This window comes from Peribacillus sp. NPDC055009, from assembly GCF_053608705.1.
In genome coordinates, this window is the sequence record NZ_JBSGVZ010000002.1 from 396,798 (window position 1) to 412,547 (window position 15,750).

Here is a 15,750-nt window from a genome sequence, read left to right on the forward strand (position 1 = left end):
TTCTTAAAGCGTTCATTATATATGAACTTTAGAAAACTATGCTCTTAAACTGTATAAAAACAGGATTGTGGACATAAAGGAAAGGCGAAGGTTCACATGGAACGAACTTCGCCATTTTTGAACTTTTTGAAGGTTCTATTAACCACCATATACCATAAACGCAATTACTACCGCGATGATAGGCATCGCCTCAACTAAACCTACCCCGATGAACATTGTTGTTTGAAGCATACCGCGAGCTTCTGGTTGACGAGCGATACCTTCTACTGTTCTTGAAACGATAAGACCATTACCAATACCTGCACCTAGTGCTGCTAAACCAATTGCAATTGCTGCTGCAAGAAGACCTACTGAACCTGTCATTATAAATATCCTCCTTAGATTGTATCAAAATTTATTATTTTTTTAGTTCTAAATGAACTTATAATTAATGGTCGTCACTGACTTTATGAGACAGATAAACCATTGTTAACGTGACAAAGATAAACGCTTGGATACTACCGACGAAAATACTATAGCCTTGCCATACTAATGTAGGCACAATTGCACCAATAAATCCGGCAGCTCCACTAAATGCTAGAGATCCCGCTAATAGACTAAGCAAAACTTCACCAGCATAAATGTTACCATATAGACGCAGACCAAGTGTCAAGGAGTTTGTAAATTCCTCTACAAGTGTCATTGGGTTTTTATAAGCTTTAAAGTAACCCTTGGCGCCTTTCATTTTTATAGCATAATAATGCGTTAAACCTAAAACCATGACTGCAAGAGTCAATGTGATAACTGGGTCGGCTGTTGGTGATTTCCACCAAAGCACACCATCGTAACTAATTGCAAACGGAAGACCTAGCATATTGGACACAAAAATGTACATCAGCAAAGTCATACCAAGCAGTTGAAACTGACCACCTGTTCTCCAGTCCATGTTACTATTAATAATACCCTTAACGAAATCCATAATCCATTCCATGAAATTCTGCATGCCAGTTGGCTTCATTGCAAGCTTACGTGTACCAAGCACAGCAAGTATGAACACAACTAGGCTGGCAACTGTAATCATTAGGACGTTACTCAAGTTAAAGGTAAGACCCATAAATTCTTGTAAGGGTGCTTCATGATTCAACTATATTCACCTCTCTTCCCCGCTATCGACGTATTAATTGGATGAAAAAATCTATAAAAATGACAATATAAGCTGTCATTAATCCCCATACAACACTTATCAGATGAAAATGCTCCGGAAATTCCAATGCAATGAGTACCGCTAGACCTGCGGATGCCATTCGAGTCATCGTCCCAAGAGATTTAGTTTTCTTTCCTTCATCGAGCGCCTGACTGAACTTTTTCATTTTCTGATTGATCAGCCATAAATTGTATAAACTCAAACCCGTACCCAGTATAAGCCCAGCAAAAACGGCTTGATAACTCGTAAGTCCCCATCCAACAACATAAACCGCCAGAAGAAAAATTATATATTTACTCTGCCTGTTGAACATGATTTTCATTTCTGGCATTTTTCATTTAATCTCCTGAGAAATATTTTCGTACTGAATGAAGCATTGCTTGTAAACATAGCAAGTCCACAAAGAAGGCCAATTACTAATAGCAGCGGTTCGAATCTTAGGTTCTGACAAGTAAATGAAGATACCGAACAAAACTGATCCGACTATTTGAGAAAGAATCGCTGACATCAAAGTCATAGCCATTTTAGCCGGCAAATCATTTGACGCAAGTTGCATCCTCGCGGTTGAATTTGGTGGAGGATAGAAAACATTTCATGCTGTAAAAATCTGCATGCCGGGCTACTGAAAACCCTCTCATTTTACATCCTTTGTTAGCATACAATAGGCTAGAATCAATGTCAATGAGTGGTTAGTGAAATTTGTCACAGGTTTGTAATTATTAACGAATTGTTCACAAATTATCTTTTTTCTTCTATTGACATCCGTTTTATTTTACTTATTGTCCTCTGTTCACTCAATAAGTAACGTCTTTTCTATCCGATCTTCCCTTCCGCCCCTTCTCGCAAATATTATCGCTTTATACACTCCTTTAGGCGGCAAGTCCTTTTTCAATACATCTTTTTTGATCAAACCGGAAGGTGCCGATCTCGACCAATCCAAATATCCAGCGAATTTCAAGCTATCCTCCTCATATAGGGCAATACCGAATTCTTCAGCCCCCCGCGGAAGGTACATTTCGTATCGATATGTGCCAGCCTGGTCCCCTTGGCCAAAATCAAATCCCATTACCCTTGGATAATCAGGCTCTTCTTTTACATATAAATAAGGAAGTGATATTCTTTTGGTTCCTTCCATTATTATGAGGTATCCATCAAAGACTCCCTTTTTAAGCTCGGCTGGGTTGACCTGCAGTCCCACTTTAATCTGTTTCTTTTCCTTTGGATTTAATGTAAGGGATTTCGGCAATTCCCAAGTGAGCCCTGTCTCTTTTAATGGGACCATAAAAGAGTACTTTCTCATTTTCGTTCCGGTATTTTCTATGACTATCGTTTCATGATGCTCTTCAATTCCTTCTTTCTTTGTGTACATTCCAAAGGACAATGAGCTAGGATTCAAGAGCGTGTCCGCTTTTAATGCTTCGTCGACCTGAATGCGTCCAGCCCCCTGTTCATATGTGTGATAAAATTGATTTGCAGATTTCCTCAATGGCTTTGAAGTGCTCATCAATGCAGATTTCACTTGATCAGGAGTCCAATCCGGGTGTTTTTGCAGGATTAACGCGACTGCTCCTGCAACATGCGGTGCGGACATACTTGTTCCATCCAAGGACATATATCCTTTAGGAACGGTGCTTTCAATTTCCACTCCCGGTGCCAATACGTCAGGCTTTATTCCCCATGATACAGTTACCGGTCCCCTTGAGCTAAAATCAGCGAGCCTATCCTGCTCGTTCTTATAAACAAATTGAACGGTTTTGCTTTGCCCTTGCTCCATGATTTGCTTAAGCTGCATTCCATCTCTTCTATTAATAGAAGCAGCTGGGATGTTCATTTCCTTTTCCAAGCTTCCAGTAAAGGTACCGCTCGTATTATTATAAACAATTACCCCCTTTGCACCTGCCTTTTCTGCATTGGATACTTTCTGCTGGAAGGTAAGTGTGCCTCGTTCCATCAAAACAATCTTATCCCGAACATGTTTCAGGTCCTTTTCATTACCCAGTCCCCCATATATGACATCCTCGGAAAACGTCAGGTTCCATTTTTTAGAGCCTTGAAACAAGGTTAAATGCGATTGATGCTTTTTCGATCCAAGTCCGTAAATCATATACGGAACCCTTAAGGGAGGAGTCGATGCCCCAACGGAAATCGCTTTTTCCGCTGTTCCGGGTGAGCCGACGGTCCATACAGCCGGACCGGAATTCCCATTTGATGTCACGGCAACTATTCCGCTTTCCACAGCCTTATTCAATGCAAGGGAGATAGGCAAATCAGGGCCATTGACGTTATTGCCAAGAGAGAGGTTCAATACATCCACCTTATCCTTCATGGCTGACTCAATAGCCGTCAAGACTTGATCCGTATCTCCTGCTCCACCTGGTCCCAAAGCTCGATATGCATATATCTCCGCCTCTGGTGCGACACCTTTCATTTTTCCATTGGCTGCAATGATGCCTGCCACATGAGTACCGTGTAATGTATTCAGGTCGCCTTGATTTTTGGTTTCCATCGGGTCTTCATCACCATCAACCAGATCCTTGCCACCTTTATATGCTCGTTGCAAATCTGGATGTGTATAATCAATGCCAGTATCGATTATCCCTACTTTTACCCCTTTCCCGGTTATCCGGTGATTCTCCTTATCAAAGAAACCCCTGACCCTGCCTCCTCCTATGTACGGGACACTTTCATCCAACACGGCTTGATAAACGGATACTTCCGTTACAGCCTGAATTTCGTCCTCCTTTTTAAGTTGTTCTATCTCATTCATCTTCCCGTGAAGGGAAAATCCATTCAGGGCAACCGAATAAACATTCCGTAATTGGAGGGATGGGTATTTTTCAAGCAGTTTTTCGATCTTTTCCCGTTGAAACGCCTTATCCATCGTGACAACAACCGTTACTTCCTTAGATTCTGATAGTTTTGGTAAAGGCGTTAGAATGACGGATGCCAATCCCTTTTCATTTTGATAAATAAATACAAAAAGGAAAACAAACACTAGAAACGTTTTCTTTCCCAACATAATCATCCCCTTAGCAGTTATCTTTTCTCAACAACCTTGGAGTATGCAAATAAAAAAAGGAAAAGCGCATGGCTTTTCCTTTTTTATGAGTCAAATCTAGTTGGTGGCATATTTATTTGCTTAAAATAGTAACGGATGGCTTCAGCTATGCGGACCGAAGCGTTTCCGTCCCCATATGGATTTGAAGCTTTGGACATTTTTTCGTGCACCTCTTGATCCGTGAGCAATTCATGTGCCAAATTATAAATAGTTTGTTCATCAGTACCCGCCAGCCTTAAGGTTCCAGCCGCAATCCCCTCAGGACGTTCCGTCGTATCCCTTAAAACCAGGACAGGTACACCAAGTGACGGTGCCTCTTCCTGGATTCCTCCAGAATCAGTCAAAATCAGATAGGCTCTTGAAGCGAAGTTATGGAAATCCAGAACATCCAGCGGCTCGATCAAATGAATCCGCGGATCGTCGCCGAGAATTTCGTTCGCCAATTCCTGAACAAGAGGATTTAAATGGACAGGGTATACCACTTGAACATCATCATGCTCAGCAATGATTTTCTTCACGGCCCTGAAGATATTCCTCATGGGTTCACCTAGATTTTCCCTGCGATGGGCGGTAAGCAAAATGAGCCTGTCTTCTCCAAGTCCATTTAAAACCGGATGTGAATAAGTGGACCGTACAGTCGTTTTTAATGCATCGGTTGCCGTATTTCCCGTCACGAAAATATTATCCTTCTTGTTTTCGTTAAGCAGATTCTCCTCCGCCTTCGAAGTCGGTGCAAAATGCAAATCCGCCAGCGTACCGGTAAGCTGTCGATTCATCTCTTCCGGATAAGGGGAATACTTATTCCAGGTGCGCAGCCCTGCTTCTACATGCCCAATGACAATCTGATTATAAAAGGCAGCCAGGCTTGCGACGAACGTTGTGGTTGTATCTCCATGTACAAGAACAATATCAGGCTTAGCTTCCTTCATTACGGAATCAAGACCATTTAATGCCCTTGTTGTAATGTCAGCAAGCGTTTGCCTTTCCTTCATTATGTCCAAGTCATAATCCGGCTGAATGGAAAATAGTTCGAGAACTTGATCTAACATTTGACGATGCTGAGCCGTAACAGCAACGATCGGCTTGAAATGTTCTGGGTGTTTTTGAAATTCGAGTACTAAGGGAGCCATTTTGACAGCTTCTGGTCTCGTCCCGAAAATGGTCATGACTTTTATCGGTTTGTTCATTCGTGACACCTCAGCTTCTTTCCTTATTTTGTGCCGAATAAACGATCTCCTGCGTCTCCAAGACCTGGAACGATATAACCATGTTCATTCAGTTTTTCGTCAAGGCCAGCAATATAAATATCAACATCTGGATGGGCTTCTTTTAATGCGTCCACACCCTCTGGAGCTGCAATCAAACACATGAATTTAATATTCACTGCACCGCGCTTTTTAATGGAATGGATCGCTTCGATGGCTGATCCGCCAGTGGCTAACATCGGGTCAACGACAATGCATTCCCTTTCTGCCAAATCACTTGGCATTTTCGCATAATATTCAACAGGTTTCAAAGTTTCAGGATCACGGTAAAGGCCAACATGTCCGACCTTTGCAGCAGGAATCAGCTTAATGATTCCGTCCACCATCCCGATGCCTGCACGTAAAATCGGGACGATTCCCACTTTTTTACCAGAAAGCATTTTCACTTTCGCCGTGCTTACAGGCGTTTGGATTTCCACCTCTTCGAGCGGCATATCCCTCGTGATTTCAAATGCCATCAATGAAGCGACTTCATCCACTAGTTCACGGAATTCTTTTGTTCCTGTATTTATATCACGTATATAGGCTAATTTGTGTTGAATTAACGGGTGATCGAAAACATAAACTTTTCCCATTTAGCATCTCTCCAATTCCATTGCTTAGTTTTGCGCTTTTTTATGATTTCCCTAATCGAATAGAAAAATTTTCGTGTCTTTTTAAATTCACTTCAACCTATTTTACAGAAAAACGATTCAATCTTCAATAAAGGTTTAGATGTCAGACCTATTTTCACTATTCGGATTCTTCTCACATACTGACTCCCATAAAGTATAAAAAAACCGCTCCCTTTAGAAGGAAGCGGCTCAAGAATATTACAATGAAGGATATAATTCAAATTTGTTCGCTAATGTTTCAACACGCTGTTTTGCTTCTTCAAGTTTAGCTGCGTCCTCATTATTTTTCAAAACAAGTCCGATGATTGCAGCTATTTCATCCATGTCTTCCAATCCGAAGCCACGTGATGTCACTGCCGCAGTCCCAATACGAATACCACTTGTAACGAATGGTTTTTCCGGGTCATAAGGAATCGCATTTTTGTTAACGGTAATACCGATTTCATCCAAAACATGCTCTGCGATTTTTCCCGTTAACCCAGTAGAGCGAACATCAAGAAGAATCAAGTGATTGTCCGTTCCATCAGAAACAAGTGTGAACCCTTCTTTCTTCAAACCTTCGCCCAAACGTTTAGCATTGTCGATGATTTGTTGTGCATACACTTTAAAATCATCTTGAAGCGCTTCTCCGAATGCAACAGCCTTAGCTGATATAACATGCATCAATGGACCGCCTTGAATTCCAGGGAAGATGGATTTATCGATCTTCTTACCGAATTCTTCTTTACAGATGATCATTCCGCCGCGTGGTCCGCGAAGTGTTTTATGAGTAGTTGTCGTTACAAAGTCAGCATAAGGAATTGGGCTTTGGTGTAAACCAGCCGCAACCAAACCTGCGATATGTGCCATATCGACCATTAAATAAGCACCGACTTCATCTGCAATTTCGCGGAATCGCTTGAAATCAATTTCCCGTGGGTATGCACTTGCACCCGCTACGATCAATTTCGGTTTGTGCTGACGCGCTTTTTCCAAAACATCATTGTAATCGATACGGTGATCTTTTTCGTCTACACCATATTCAACGAAGTTGTAGTTAACACCACTGAAGTTAACTGGGCTTCCATGTGTTAAATGACCTCCATGCGAAAGGTTCATTCCAAGCACTGTGTCGCCGGTTTGAAGCACTGTAAAGTAAACGGCCATATTGGCTTGAGCTCCAGAGTGCGGCTGTACGTTCACATACTCCCCGCCGAAAATTTCTTTCGCACGCTCACGTGCTAGATCTTCAACGATGTCTACATACTCACATCCGCCATAGTAACGTTTTCCAGGGTATCCTTCTGCATACTTATTAGTTAAGACCGACCCTTGTGCTTCCATGACAGCTTCACTCACGAAGTTTTCAGAAGCAATAAGCTCAATTTTACTTCTTTGACGCCCTAATTCCAGTTGAATTGCGTTAAACACTTGCTCATCTTGCTTTGCTAAACGATTCATTCCGTAATTCCTCCTCAAATTGTGCGTGATTCGCTTTTTAGTATTTATGTGCAACATGCCTTCAAAAAAGCATGAAAAAGCCTTACCAATAATTATTAGAAAATTCTACTCCATTTTAACATGTCTAATTTAGAAGTGATAGTCTAATTTTATCGAACATTAAATGTTTTTTCATTTAAAAATGTTCGTATTTGACATCAAAATCATGGTAAATAGCCCTTTCACCCTATATTTAACGAGCGAAATCTCCATTCTATTAGCACTCCCAAATAGAGATTTTTCTTGTGAACCTTAGCTTTAGCTTTACGATTTTGAACAGATTCCATCAAAAAACAGCATTCCCCATCCGAGAAATGCTGTCTCACTTACCTTAAGTACAACTCTTGTTTTCAGAGATGTCCTGATAAACGGCCCGTTCCCCGCCAATCAGTTTCGGGCGGGTTTTGGCCATGGTCACATGTGCATGCCCTATTTCTTTAATGGCAGAGCGGATTGGAACCGCCACATGCTTCAGATGCATGCCAATGAAGGTGTCCCCAATGTCTATCCCCGCATCCGCTTTAATATGTTCAACGACGACAGCATCTTTCCATTGCTGATAGGCGTACGTCGCCATCGATCCCCCAGCTGTTCTTACAGGTACAACCGAAACTTCTTCATAATCATATCGAATCGCGGTTTCCCTTTGCAAAACCAACGCCCTGTTAAGATGCTCACAACATTGATATGCAACCTGAACACCCGTTTTCACTTGAAAATCCCTCACTACGGAAAAAATCATCCCTGCAACATCGAGCGTCCCTTCAGTACCGATCCTTTTCCCGATCACTTCACTTGTACTGCAGCCGATTACCAGTAGCTGTTTCTCTTTTAAAGCCGTCTGTTCTTGAAACTCATGTAAAAGCTCCCGAAACTGGTTTTCCCATATCTCTAGCTCATTTGAAAATGTAGCATCACTTATCATGAAAACGCATCCTTTCAAAAAGAAAACTTGCTATCAAAAGAAAAGGGGTCTCTCCAAAAACCATAAAAATTAGCTTTGTTTACCTTCATACTCCGCAATCTTACCGATCCTGTTTTGATGACGACCGCCTTCAAATTCCGAAGTCAGCCATGTTTGTGCAATTTCCCTGGCCAGACCCGGGCCAATGACACGTTCCCCCATCGCTAACATATTGGTATCATTATGCTGGCGGGTCAACTTCGCACTATAGACATCATGAACCAACGCACATCTAATTCCTTTGACCTTATTAGCAGCGATGCTCATTCCAATTCCAGTTCCACAGATTAAAATGCCCCGATCGAACTCACCGCGTGCCACTTTTTCAGCAACCGGCAAGGCATAATCAGGATAATCCACCGAAGTAGTGCATTCACAGCCAAAGTCCTCAAATGGAATCTGTAACTCATTCATTAAATTCTTTATTTCTTCACGGATATGTATACCCCCATGATCAGAAGCAATCGCAACTTTCATCATAATCCTCCTCTAGCTTTTTCAATTGATTTTATTGTGTCACAAAATTATGAAAAGATAAAGGATGTCCATCCTTTTTCCCCCTCAAAGAAGCAGGAAACCGCCTTGGGTTTCCTGCTGTAAAATGTCAAGAGTGAAGCGGGTAATGATCCTGTTTAACTTTTCCGCTTGCACTTTAATTCCATTGCCGATTTTTAACATTTCCCATGACTATGAGCTTGTTCGCTTGTCAGCTGTCACTTCTTCCGCTCCAGCAGATGTTTCTTCTGCAATATCATCAACTTCTTGTGCTGCCTCGATCGTACACTTTCCAATTGACGGTCAACAAGCTTAGTAATATCTTTTACTGCAGCGACCACATTATGTACTTTGTTTACTTTTTAAGCCTTAAGACTAATTCTTCAATTAATTCCTGCAGCTCCCTGAACGTTTCCCGATAAATGCCTTCAGAACCGCCAAACGGATCTATTATGTCCTTATCATAATTATCATCAATAATGAATTCTTTTAAAGTAAAAGTCTTATCGGCCATCTGGGGATATGCACGGGTAATGACCGATTTATGCCCTTCCGTCATGGTGAAAATATGAGTCGCCCATTCCATTTCCTTCTCGGATAAAGGCGTTGAATGATGATTATGCACTATATCATTTTCAACCAATACATTTTTTGCATGCGTTGAAGCATCCTGGCCTGATGAAGCATACACGCCAGCGGACTTCACTTCAACGCCCGCAATATTCTTATTTTTCAATATCGCTTCTGCCATCGGGCTTCTGCATGTGTTGCCTGTACATACAAATAATACACGGATCATTTATGATGCCTCCTTTTTTATTCATTATAAGCTATCGCCCGTTTATTATAGTCAAAAAAATCACTCTCAACATGTCTTAGGAAAAAATAAAACCGCCCCGGTAATCGGAACAGTTGAGGAAGGATAGATATGAAGTCAAGCGGCTCAAAAAGAGAACAATAATTTCAATCCAAACGCACATAGAATGCTTCCGCCAAGAATCTCACTATACACGCCTAGCAAACCCTGAATTTTTCTACCCAGCAAAAGCCCTGCCCACGTTAATAGGGTGGCAGCAAACCCAAAGCAGAGAATGGTTAAAATCGTTTTTGCACCGTAGATCCCCAGGGTCAATCCTACCGAGAAGCTGTCCAGGCTTACCCCTAAAGCAAAAATGAATAGACCTTTCCCGACAGGAGCCAGCATCTTATTTTCCCTGATACCAGCTCCATCCTTTTTACCAGGGATAAACATCTGTATACCAAGAATGACCAACAATAGACCGCCGGCGTATGTAGCGAAGGTCCCGAATTTTTCTGAAATGAAACGGCCTGCCCCCATTCCAAGCAAGGGCATCCAAATATGAAAAAAGCCAACTGTCAGCCCTATAAAAAGAATTTGCCTCAACCTTAGCTTAAACATTCCCATTCCAAGGCCGACTGAAAAGGCATCCATTCCCAACGCGAATGCCATTAGCAATAAGGTGATGATTTCTCCAGCAAATGTATTCATTCCAATCCTCCCTCGGACGTGCCTACTACATGTTATGCATGTCCGAAAAGAAATAGAAGAATAAATCAGTCCTTATTACACATGTTCCTTGATGATTTGATGACCTGCAGCCTTCTCAAGCCGGTTCATGACCGCTGCTCCTATTCCATGGTCAGGAAACATTTCACTAAAAATGACATCGACCTCCAGCTCATCAAACTGTCTTAAAGCATCATATAAGCCTGTCGCAACAGTATGTAAATCAGCTAATGAACCTGGGACGACCACATAATCGGCCTTATAATCCTGTTGATGTTCATAAGCAGTTATGATGCCCACCTTTAACCCGTCACTTCTTTTCTCATCCACAAGCTTCTGAAGGAAAGCTTGATTACCCTTGACTAAATATAGAGGGGCCTTCGGAGCATAGTGGGTATATTTCATGCCCGGGGCTTTTGGCGCCGTTTCCTGATTCTTCAAAGCGACATCTTGCCGGACTTCCCCTATCACAGCTTCCAGCTGTTCCAGGGTCACTCCGCCGGGCCTTAATATAACAGGAATTTCAACAGTGCAATCAAGTACTGTGGATTCTACGCCCACACCGGTAGTCCCGCCATCGACTATGCCTGCAATCCGGCCCATTAAGTCAGCTTCAACATGTTTAGCTGAAGTGGGACTCGGTTTCCCAGAAGTATTTGCACTTGGAGCCGCAATGGGCAAATCACTCGCACGAATAAGGCCGAGGGCAACCTGGTGATCCGGCATCCTGACAGCCACCGTTTCCAATCCAGCTGTCACAAGATTTGATAGCTGGCCCGGTTTTCGTTTCATGATCAAAGTCAAAGGACCCGGCCAAAATTCTGCCATTAGCTTCCTGGCCTGTTCCGGAATCTCTTCTACAATACCTGACAGCTGCTCTTCAGAGGCTATATGAACGATTAAAGGATTATCACTCGGACGCCCTTTTGCTTCGAACACTTTTTTGACCGCCTCGTCATTTTTGGCATTCGCACCTAGTCCATAAACAGTCTCTGTAGGAAAAGCAACCACTTGGTTAGCCTTTAATAATTCAGCTGATTGTGTAATCTGGGGATAACTTTGTAAATTATCCACATTTTTATCCACTGACCAAATTTTCGTTTTCATTTTGAACATCATCGCCTTTTAACATTTCTTATTTTATATAATCGCTTTAATATGAAGGATATTTTCAATTTAACGTACTAATTTCACTTAAAAGATACTTTGAAAGTATAAAAGAAGTATACACATAATTCAAGTGTTATCCACAAATTGGGGATAACCATATCGAATCCGTGGATAAGTTTGTGGATATTAAAGATTAATGACAGATTTTTTTGATTTTTTGTTAATAACCCTGTGGATATGTTTTTATAATTATCTGAAAGTAAAAAAAAGGGCCGCTGCCCCCTTTTTAAAATAGATCATTGAAGATTTCTGCAAACAAGGACTTCACTTCCACCTCAGGCTCCTTTTCCCCTTCATATAATCGCTGACCTTGTTCATTGGATGCCGCAATTTCAACCTTGTTATCTTCAACACTCCCATCATTGACTTCCTCCGCCACTTGTTCCTTATCTTTTACTGCCATCACTTCTTCTTTTACCTCTTGCTCAGCAACCTCTTCTTTTACCGTTTCTTCCGTTACTTCCTCTTTTACACTCTCCTCCATTACCTCTTCTTCAACTTCTTCCTCGGGCCCTTTTTCTTTTTCAGCCAACACTACTTCAGTTTCTCCCTCTGCAACAGGTTCACTCTCTTCATTCGTTGCTGCATACGCCTTCCCATCCGAAGTCAGGGATCCTTCATCTTCTTCCTCGACAATCGGACTTTGACTTACAGCCGTCCCATTTGAAAAATCCAAGAAACATAATGGCGGAAATAGAACACACCACCAATTAGCGCCTTCCCCTTCACCAAGTGTGATAATCACCGCTTCATAATCCCCTGCCGGATATAAATACTGCCCGTAGAGTTTTGTCGGAAATTCCGCTTGTCCAAAATCGACTTTTACTGACTGCTCCAAACCCTGTTCCTTTATAACTGCCTCAGCTGTCGCCTGGATATCCGGTAGATGCGAGGTGATCACATCCCTCGCTTCATCCAAAGAAGTAAGCTCCTCGACCCACTTTGTGATATCTTCATTTACCTCATCCCTAATAAGACGTTTAACCGCTTGATCCTTTTCTGCATCACTATTAGCAAGTATCCGCAGACGAATCGCCTCATCCGGGATCACCTTCGTATCTTCTGCACCGACCATCTCCGCTTTAGGCATATATATACTTACGATCGTTCCTATAGTTAAGATTAATAGATAGATAATGGCTAAATGTTTTGTTTTCATCGCCTTCGCCCCCTCACATGAATTAGTCTCACCATTTTCAAGCTATCTTAAACTAGTAAAAATAAAAAAAGTTGATAGCTGGAAATATAGATTCCAAAGGATAATGAGGGTGGTGCCCATAAAAAAATCCGCCTCACGGAAGGAGACGGATCACTTTAATGCAGCAAAGACCATTCGATCTTTTTCATTTATGTCATTTACAATGGATACTTCTGCGGCAGGAAATGTTCGCTTCAATAAATCGACAACCGCCTCACCCTGTCCAGTGCCCACTTCAAAACCGATCAGTCCAGGCACCTTCATGATCAAAGGTAACTGCTCCATAAAGCGGCGGTAAAAATCCAGCCCATCGATACCGGCAAATAATGCACGATGCGGTTCATGTCCTGTCACGACTACTGACATGGATTTATGATCATCATCTGGTATATATGGCGGATTCGATAAAAGGATGTCCACCTTCTGGTTCATGTTCAAGAAAGGCAAAAGCAAATCACCTTGCATGAACTCCACTTCGGCACCAAGTGATTCGGCATTTTTCCTCGCCACCTCGAGCGATGGTTCCGCTATGTCCGTGGCCGTCACCATCAGGTTTGATTTTTCAAGTTTCATCGTTATGGCAATTGCGCCGCTGCCGGTCCCAATATCAGCTAAACGGAGCTTCTGTCCCTCCATAAAAATGGCTGGGAGTTTACGTAATGTATAATAAATCAATTCTTCTGTTTCCGGTCTCGGTATGAGCACTTCTTCATTCACACAAAAGGTCCGTCCATAAAATTCTTCACTGCCGATTATATATTGGATTGGCGTCCCCTCAGCATGCAGCTCGATTGCGTCCTTAAATTGCCCAAAATCCGCTTCACTAAGCTCATCATGAAGGTTGGCCAGCATTTGGGAGCGAGTTTGTTTTAAAAAGTGCTGTAACAGGATTTCCCCAGCATTGGCATCACGATCATTTTCCTTTAAAAAAGAAGAAGCCCATTTAAGGGCTTCAAAAACTTTCACGGCAGAATTACTCATCTGCATTTTCCAGCCTTGAAGATTGGTCTTCCATGATTAATGCATCAACAACTTCATCCAGTTTACCTTCCATGATTTGATCCAGTTTTTGAATCGTTAAACCAATGCGGTGGTCGGTAACGCGGTTTTGCGGGAAGTTATAAGTGCGAATCCTTTCAGATCGATCGCCCGTTCCAACGGCCAGCTTCCTGTTTTGATCATATTCCGCCTGTATTTCGCGATTGATTTTATCGAACACCCTGGCACGCAAAACCTTCATTGCTTTTTCTTTGTTCTTGATTTGTGATTTTTCATCTTGACAGGATACAACCGTATTAGTCGGAATATGAGTCAAGCGCACCGCTGACATTGTCGTATTGACACTTTGCCCACCAGGACCGCTTGATGCAAAGGTATCGACACGAATATCCTTATCATGGATTTCAACTTCCACTTCCTCAGCTTCAGGTAAAACGGCAACTGTGGCTGTGGATGTATGAATCCGCCCGCCTGATTCCGTTTCAGGTACTCGCTGAACGCGATGAGCTCCATTTTCGAATTTCAACTTTGAATAAGCGCCATTGCCATTAATCATGAATATGATTTCCTTGTAGCCGCCAAGCCCAGTAGGATTTGCTTCAATGACTTCAGTCCGCCAGCCCTGCACCTCGGCAAAACGGCTATACATCCGGTATAGACTGCCTGCAAATAAGGCCGCCTCATCTCCGCCAGCCGCTCCGCGGATCTCCATGATTACGTTTTTATCATCGTTGGGGTCTTTCGGAATAAGCAATATTTTCAGCTTATCCTCAAGGCCTTGTATGGTCTCATCAAGTTCATTGATCTCTTCTTTTACCATTTCACGCATTTCCGCATCAAGCTTCTCCTCAAGCATCGCCTTCGCTTCCTGGAGTTGCTCACGAACCGCTTTATATTCTTTATAAGTCGAAGCAGTCTCTTGTATGCTGGATTGCTCCTTAGAATATTCCCTTAGCTTCTTGGAGTCATTAATGATCTCCGGGTCACTTAATAGCTCATTCAATCTTTCATATCTATCTTCTACTGCTTGCAATCGATCAAACAAATTATTCACCTCATAAATTTTCCAAAACACCTGAAACGAATTGGAAGTAATCCATCTTTTCTAACTATAAATAAGTAGTTCAGTGCCCCAGCTCAGTTCACTTCTAGGTTAATTATAGTATAGGTGAATAATCAACGTCAAAGAGGATTCAAAAATGTCGTTATTTCTTTAATTTTACATCTATATTATATTGAGGCACAGCCCTGTTTATAATGCCTTGTATTCGCTGCATTTCCTTATGTCTCTCTTTTTCCGTCTTGATTTTGCCTTTATCATGGACCGTAACATGTATGGTATTTCCATTAAACCAAACGGAGCCCGCCTCATAATTGGTTTCCGATTCAATGGCCCCTCGGATATCATCAATTTGCTGCCCCATGGATGGTGAATTATTGGATGTATGATGCGGTGTATTGAGGATTTGATCTGACGGCCGTTCCGCTTCATTGTCCCAATCATTATTGGATACACGTTTTAAACCATTGCCAACAAAATCCTTGCCATCCCGGGATTGATCCCCATATTCCGAATCATTATTTATCGCATTGTCATTTTGACCGCATGCCGTTAGTGCAGCAAGTAAAAAGGCTGTCATGATAAGCAGTTTTGATTTCATATTTTTTCCCTCCATTTTGACTGGTTAAGAAGAACATTTCCTCGTTAGCCTACCCAAAATGGGGCAATATTTATCTTTTATTTCGCTTCCATGTATTGGTCATACCACTTGAATAAGTCCACCCTTTATTATTATT

17 protein-coding genes are annotated in these 15,750 nt (G+C 42.0%); 1 reads left to right on the forward strand and 16 read right to left on the reverse strand.

Annotated elements, in window-relative coordinates; translation table 11 throughout:
• Positions 1–138: 138 nt before the first annotated feature.
• The 9 genes from atpE to rpiB form a co-directional block, all read right to left on the reverse strand.
• Complete coding sequence (gene atpE, locus ACWF5P_RS05695) at positions 139–363, reverse strand: F0F1 ATP synthase subunit C (RefSeq protein ID WP_048685857.1); 225 nt, start codon at positions 361–363, stop codon at positions 139–141.
• 64 nt (positions 364–427) lie between these two features.
• A complete protein-coding gene (gene atpB, locus ACWF5P_RS05700; protein ID WP_137017338.1) occupies positions 428–1,123 on the reverse strand; it encodes a F0F1 ATP synthase subunit A in 696 nt (231 codons plus the stop codon).
• Positions 1,124–1,145: 22 nt separating this feature from the next.
• Positions 1,146–1,514 carry an ATP synthase subunit I gene (locus ACWF5P_RS05705; protein WP_101223836.1) on the reverse strand — a complete coding sequence of 123 codons (369 nt, stop codon included), beginning with the start codon at positions 1,512–1,514 and terminating at the stop codon, positions 1,146–1,148.
• A gap of 459 nt (positions 1,515–1,973) precedes the next feature.
• The gene (locus ACWF5P_RS05710; RefSeq protein ID WP_452444704.1) at positions 1,974–4,199 is read right to left on the reverse strand and encodes a S8 family serine peptidase; all 2,226 of its coding nucleotides are present in this window, start codon (positions 4,197–4,199) and stop codon (positions 1,974–1,976) included.
• A gap of 86 nt (positions 4,200–4,285) precedes the next feature.
• On the reverse strand, positions 4,286–5,428 hold the full coding sequence (wecB, locus tag ACWF5P_RS05715; protein WP_452444705.1) for a non-hydrolyzing UDP-N-acetylglucosamine 2-epimerase: 1,143 nt from the start codon (positions 5,426–5,428) through the stop codon (positions 4,286–4,288).
• A 23-nt stretch (positions 5,429–5,451) separates the two neighbouring features.
• Entirely contained in the window at positions 5,452–6,081 is a 630-nt protein-coding gene (gene upp / locus ACWF5P_RS05720; protein WP_101223839.1) for a uracil phosphoribosyltransferase, read from the reverse strand.
• A 237-nt stretch (positions 6,082–6,318) separates the two neighbouring features.
• The gene (locus ACWF5P_RS05725) at positions 6,319–7,560 is read right to left on the reverse strand and encodes a serine hydroxymethyltransferase (protein ID WP_434168148.1); all 1,242 of its coding nucleotides are present in this window, start codon (positions 7,558–7,560) and stop codon (positions 6,319–6,321) included.
• 370 nt (positions 7,561–7,930) lie between these two features.
• Positions 7,931–8,524, reverse strand: a complete 594-nt coding sequence (locus ACWF5P_RS05730; protein ID WP_101223841.1) for a TIGR01440 family protein — start codon at positions 8,522–8,524, stop codon at positions 7,931–7,933.
• Between the two features lie 69 nt (positions 8,525–8,593).
• Positions 8,594–9,040 carry a ribose 5-phosphate isomerase B gene (gene rpiB, locus ACWF5P_RS05735; RefSeq protein ID WP_101223842.1) on the reverse strand — a complete coding sequence of 149 codons (447 nt, stop codon included), beginning with the start codon at positions 9,038–9,040 and terminating at the stop codon, positions 8,594–8,596.
• A gap of 124 nt (positions 9,041–9,164) precedes the next feature.
• Between rpiB and ACWF5P_RS05740 the strand changes: the two genes are divergently transcribed.
• Entirely contained in the window at positions 9,165–9,374 is a 210-nt protein-coding gene (locus ACWF5P_RS05740) for a hypothetical protein (protein WP_452444706.1), read from the forward strand.
• A 39-nt stretch (positions 9,375–9,413) separates the two neighbouring features.
• On the opposite strand, the gene ACWF5P_RS05745 is transcribed toward ACWF5P_RS05740, so the two are convergent.
• From ACWF5P_RS05745 to ACWF5P_RS05775, 7 genes are all read right to left on the reverse strand, one after another.
• The gene (locus ACWF5P_RS05745) at positions 9,414–9,857 is read right to left on the reverse strand and encodes a low molecular weight protein arginine phosphatase (protein ID WP_260358793.1); all 444 of its coding nucleotides are present in this window, start codon (positions 9,855–9,857) and stop codon (positions 9,414–9,416) included.
• Between the two features lie 144 nt (positions 9,858–10,001).
• On the reverse strand, positions 10,002–10,568 hold the full coding sequence (locus tag ACWF5P_RS05750; protein WP_434168149.1) for a manganese efflux pump: 567 nt from the start codon (positions 10,566–10,568) through the stop codon (positions 10,002–10,004).
• 75 nt (positions 10,569–10,643) lie between these two features.
• A complete protein-coding gene (locus tag ACWF5P_RS05755) occupies positions 10,644–11,693 on the reverse strand; it encodes an L-threonylcarbamoyladenylate synthase (RefSeq protein WP_434168150.1) in 1,050 nt (349 codons plus the stop codon).
• A gap of 289 nt (positions 11,694–11,982) precedes the next feature.
• Positions 11,983–12,915, reverse strand: coding sequence for a stage II sporulation protein R (spoIIR, locus tag ACWF5P_RS05760; protein ID WP_434168151.1), 933 nt, complete (start codon positions 12,913–12,915; stop codon positions 11,983–11,985).
• Between the two features lie 150 nt (positions 12,916–13,065).
• Positions 13,066–13,920: a peptide chain release factor N(5)-glutamine methyltransferase gene (gene prmC / locus ACWF5P_RS05765; protein WP_452444707.1), complete on the reverse strand. Its 855-nt coding sequence runs from the start codon at positions 13,918–13,920 to the stop codon at positions 13,066–13,068.
• Positions 13,921–13,927: 7 nt separating this feature from the next.
• Positions 13,928–14,998: a peptide chain release factor 1 gene (gene prfA / locus ACWF5P_RS05770; protein ID WP_048683507.1), complete on the reverse strand. Its 1,071-nt coding sequence runs from the start codon at positions 14,996–14,998 to the stop codon at positions 13,928–13,930.
• A 160-nt stretch (positions 14,999–15,158) separates the two neighbouring features.
• On the reverse strand, positions 15,159–15,614 hold the full coding sequence (locus ACWF5P_RS05775) for a hypothetical protein (RefSeq protein WP_101223847.1): 456 nt from the start codon (positions 15,612–15,614) through the stop codon (positions 15,159–15,161).
• Positions 15,615–15,750 lie beyond the last annotated feature (136 nt).

Bases quoted from the DNA above. Each gene is read 5' to 3' on its own strand.
- atpE (WP_048685857.1), bottom strand. From the start codon at position 363: ATGACAGGTTCAGTAGGTCTTCTTGCAGCAGCAATTGCAATTGGTTTA.
- ACWF5P_RS05705 (WP_101223836.1), bottom strand. From the start codon at position 1,514: ATGCCAGAAATGAAAATCATGTTCAACAGGCAGAGTAAATATATAATT.
- wecB (WP_452444705.1), bottom strand. From the start codon at position 5,428: ATGAACAAACCGATAAAAGTCATGACCATTTTCGGGACGAGACCAGAA.
- upp (WP_101223839.1), bottom strand. From the start codon at position 6,081: ATGGGAAAAGTTTATGTTTTCGATCACCCGTTAATTCAACACAAATTA.
- ACWF5P_RS05725 (WP_434168148.1), bottom strand. From the start codon at position 7,560: ATGAATCGTTTAGCAAAGCAAGATGAGCAAGTGTTTAACGCAATTCAA.
- ACWF5P_RS05730 (WP_101223841.1), bottom strand. From the start codon at position 8,524: ATGATAAGTGATGCTACATTTTCAAATGAGCTAGAGATATGGGAAAAC.
- rpiB (WP_101223842.1), bottom strand. From the start codon at position 9,040: ATGAAAGTTGCGATTGCTTCTGATCATGGGGGTATACATATCCGTGAA.
- ACWF5P_RS05740 (WP_452444706.1), top strand. From the start codon at position 9,165: ATGTCAAGAGTGAAGCGGGTAATGATCCTGTTTAACTTTTCCGCTTGC.
- ACWF5P_RS05745 (WP_260358793.1), bottom strand. From the start codon at position 9,857: ATGATCCGTGTATTATTTGTATGTACAGGCAACACATGCAGAAGCCCG.
- ACWF5P_RS05750 (WP_434168149.1), bottom strand. From the start codon at position 10,568: ATGAATACATTTGCTGGAGAAATCATCACCTTATTGCTAATGGCATTC.
- ACWF5P_RS05755 (WP_434168150.1), bottom strand. From the start codon at position 11,693: ATGAAAACGAAAATTTGGTCAGTGGATAAAAATGTGGATAATTTACAA.
- spoIIR (WP_434168151.1), bottom strand. From the start codon at position 12,915: ATGAAAACAAAACATTTAGCCATTATCTATCTATTAATCTTAACTATA.
- ACWF5P_RS05775 (WP_101223847.1), bottom strand. From the start codon at position 15,614: ATGAAATCAAAACTGCTTATCATGACAGCCTTTTTACTTGCTGCACTA.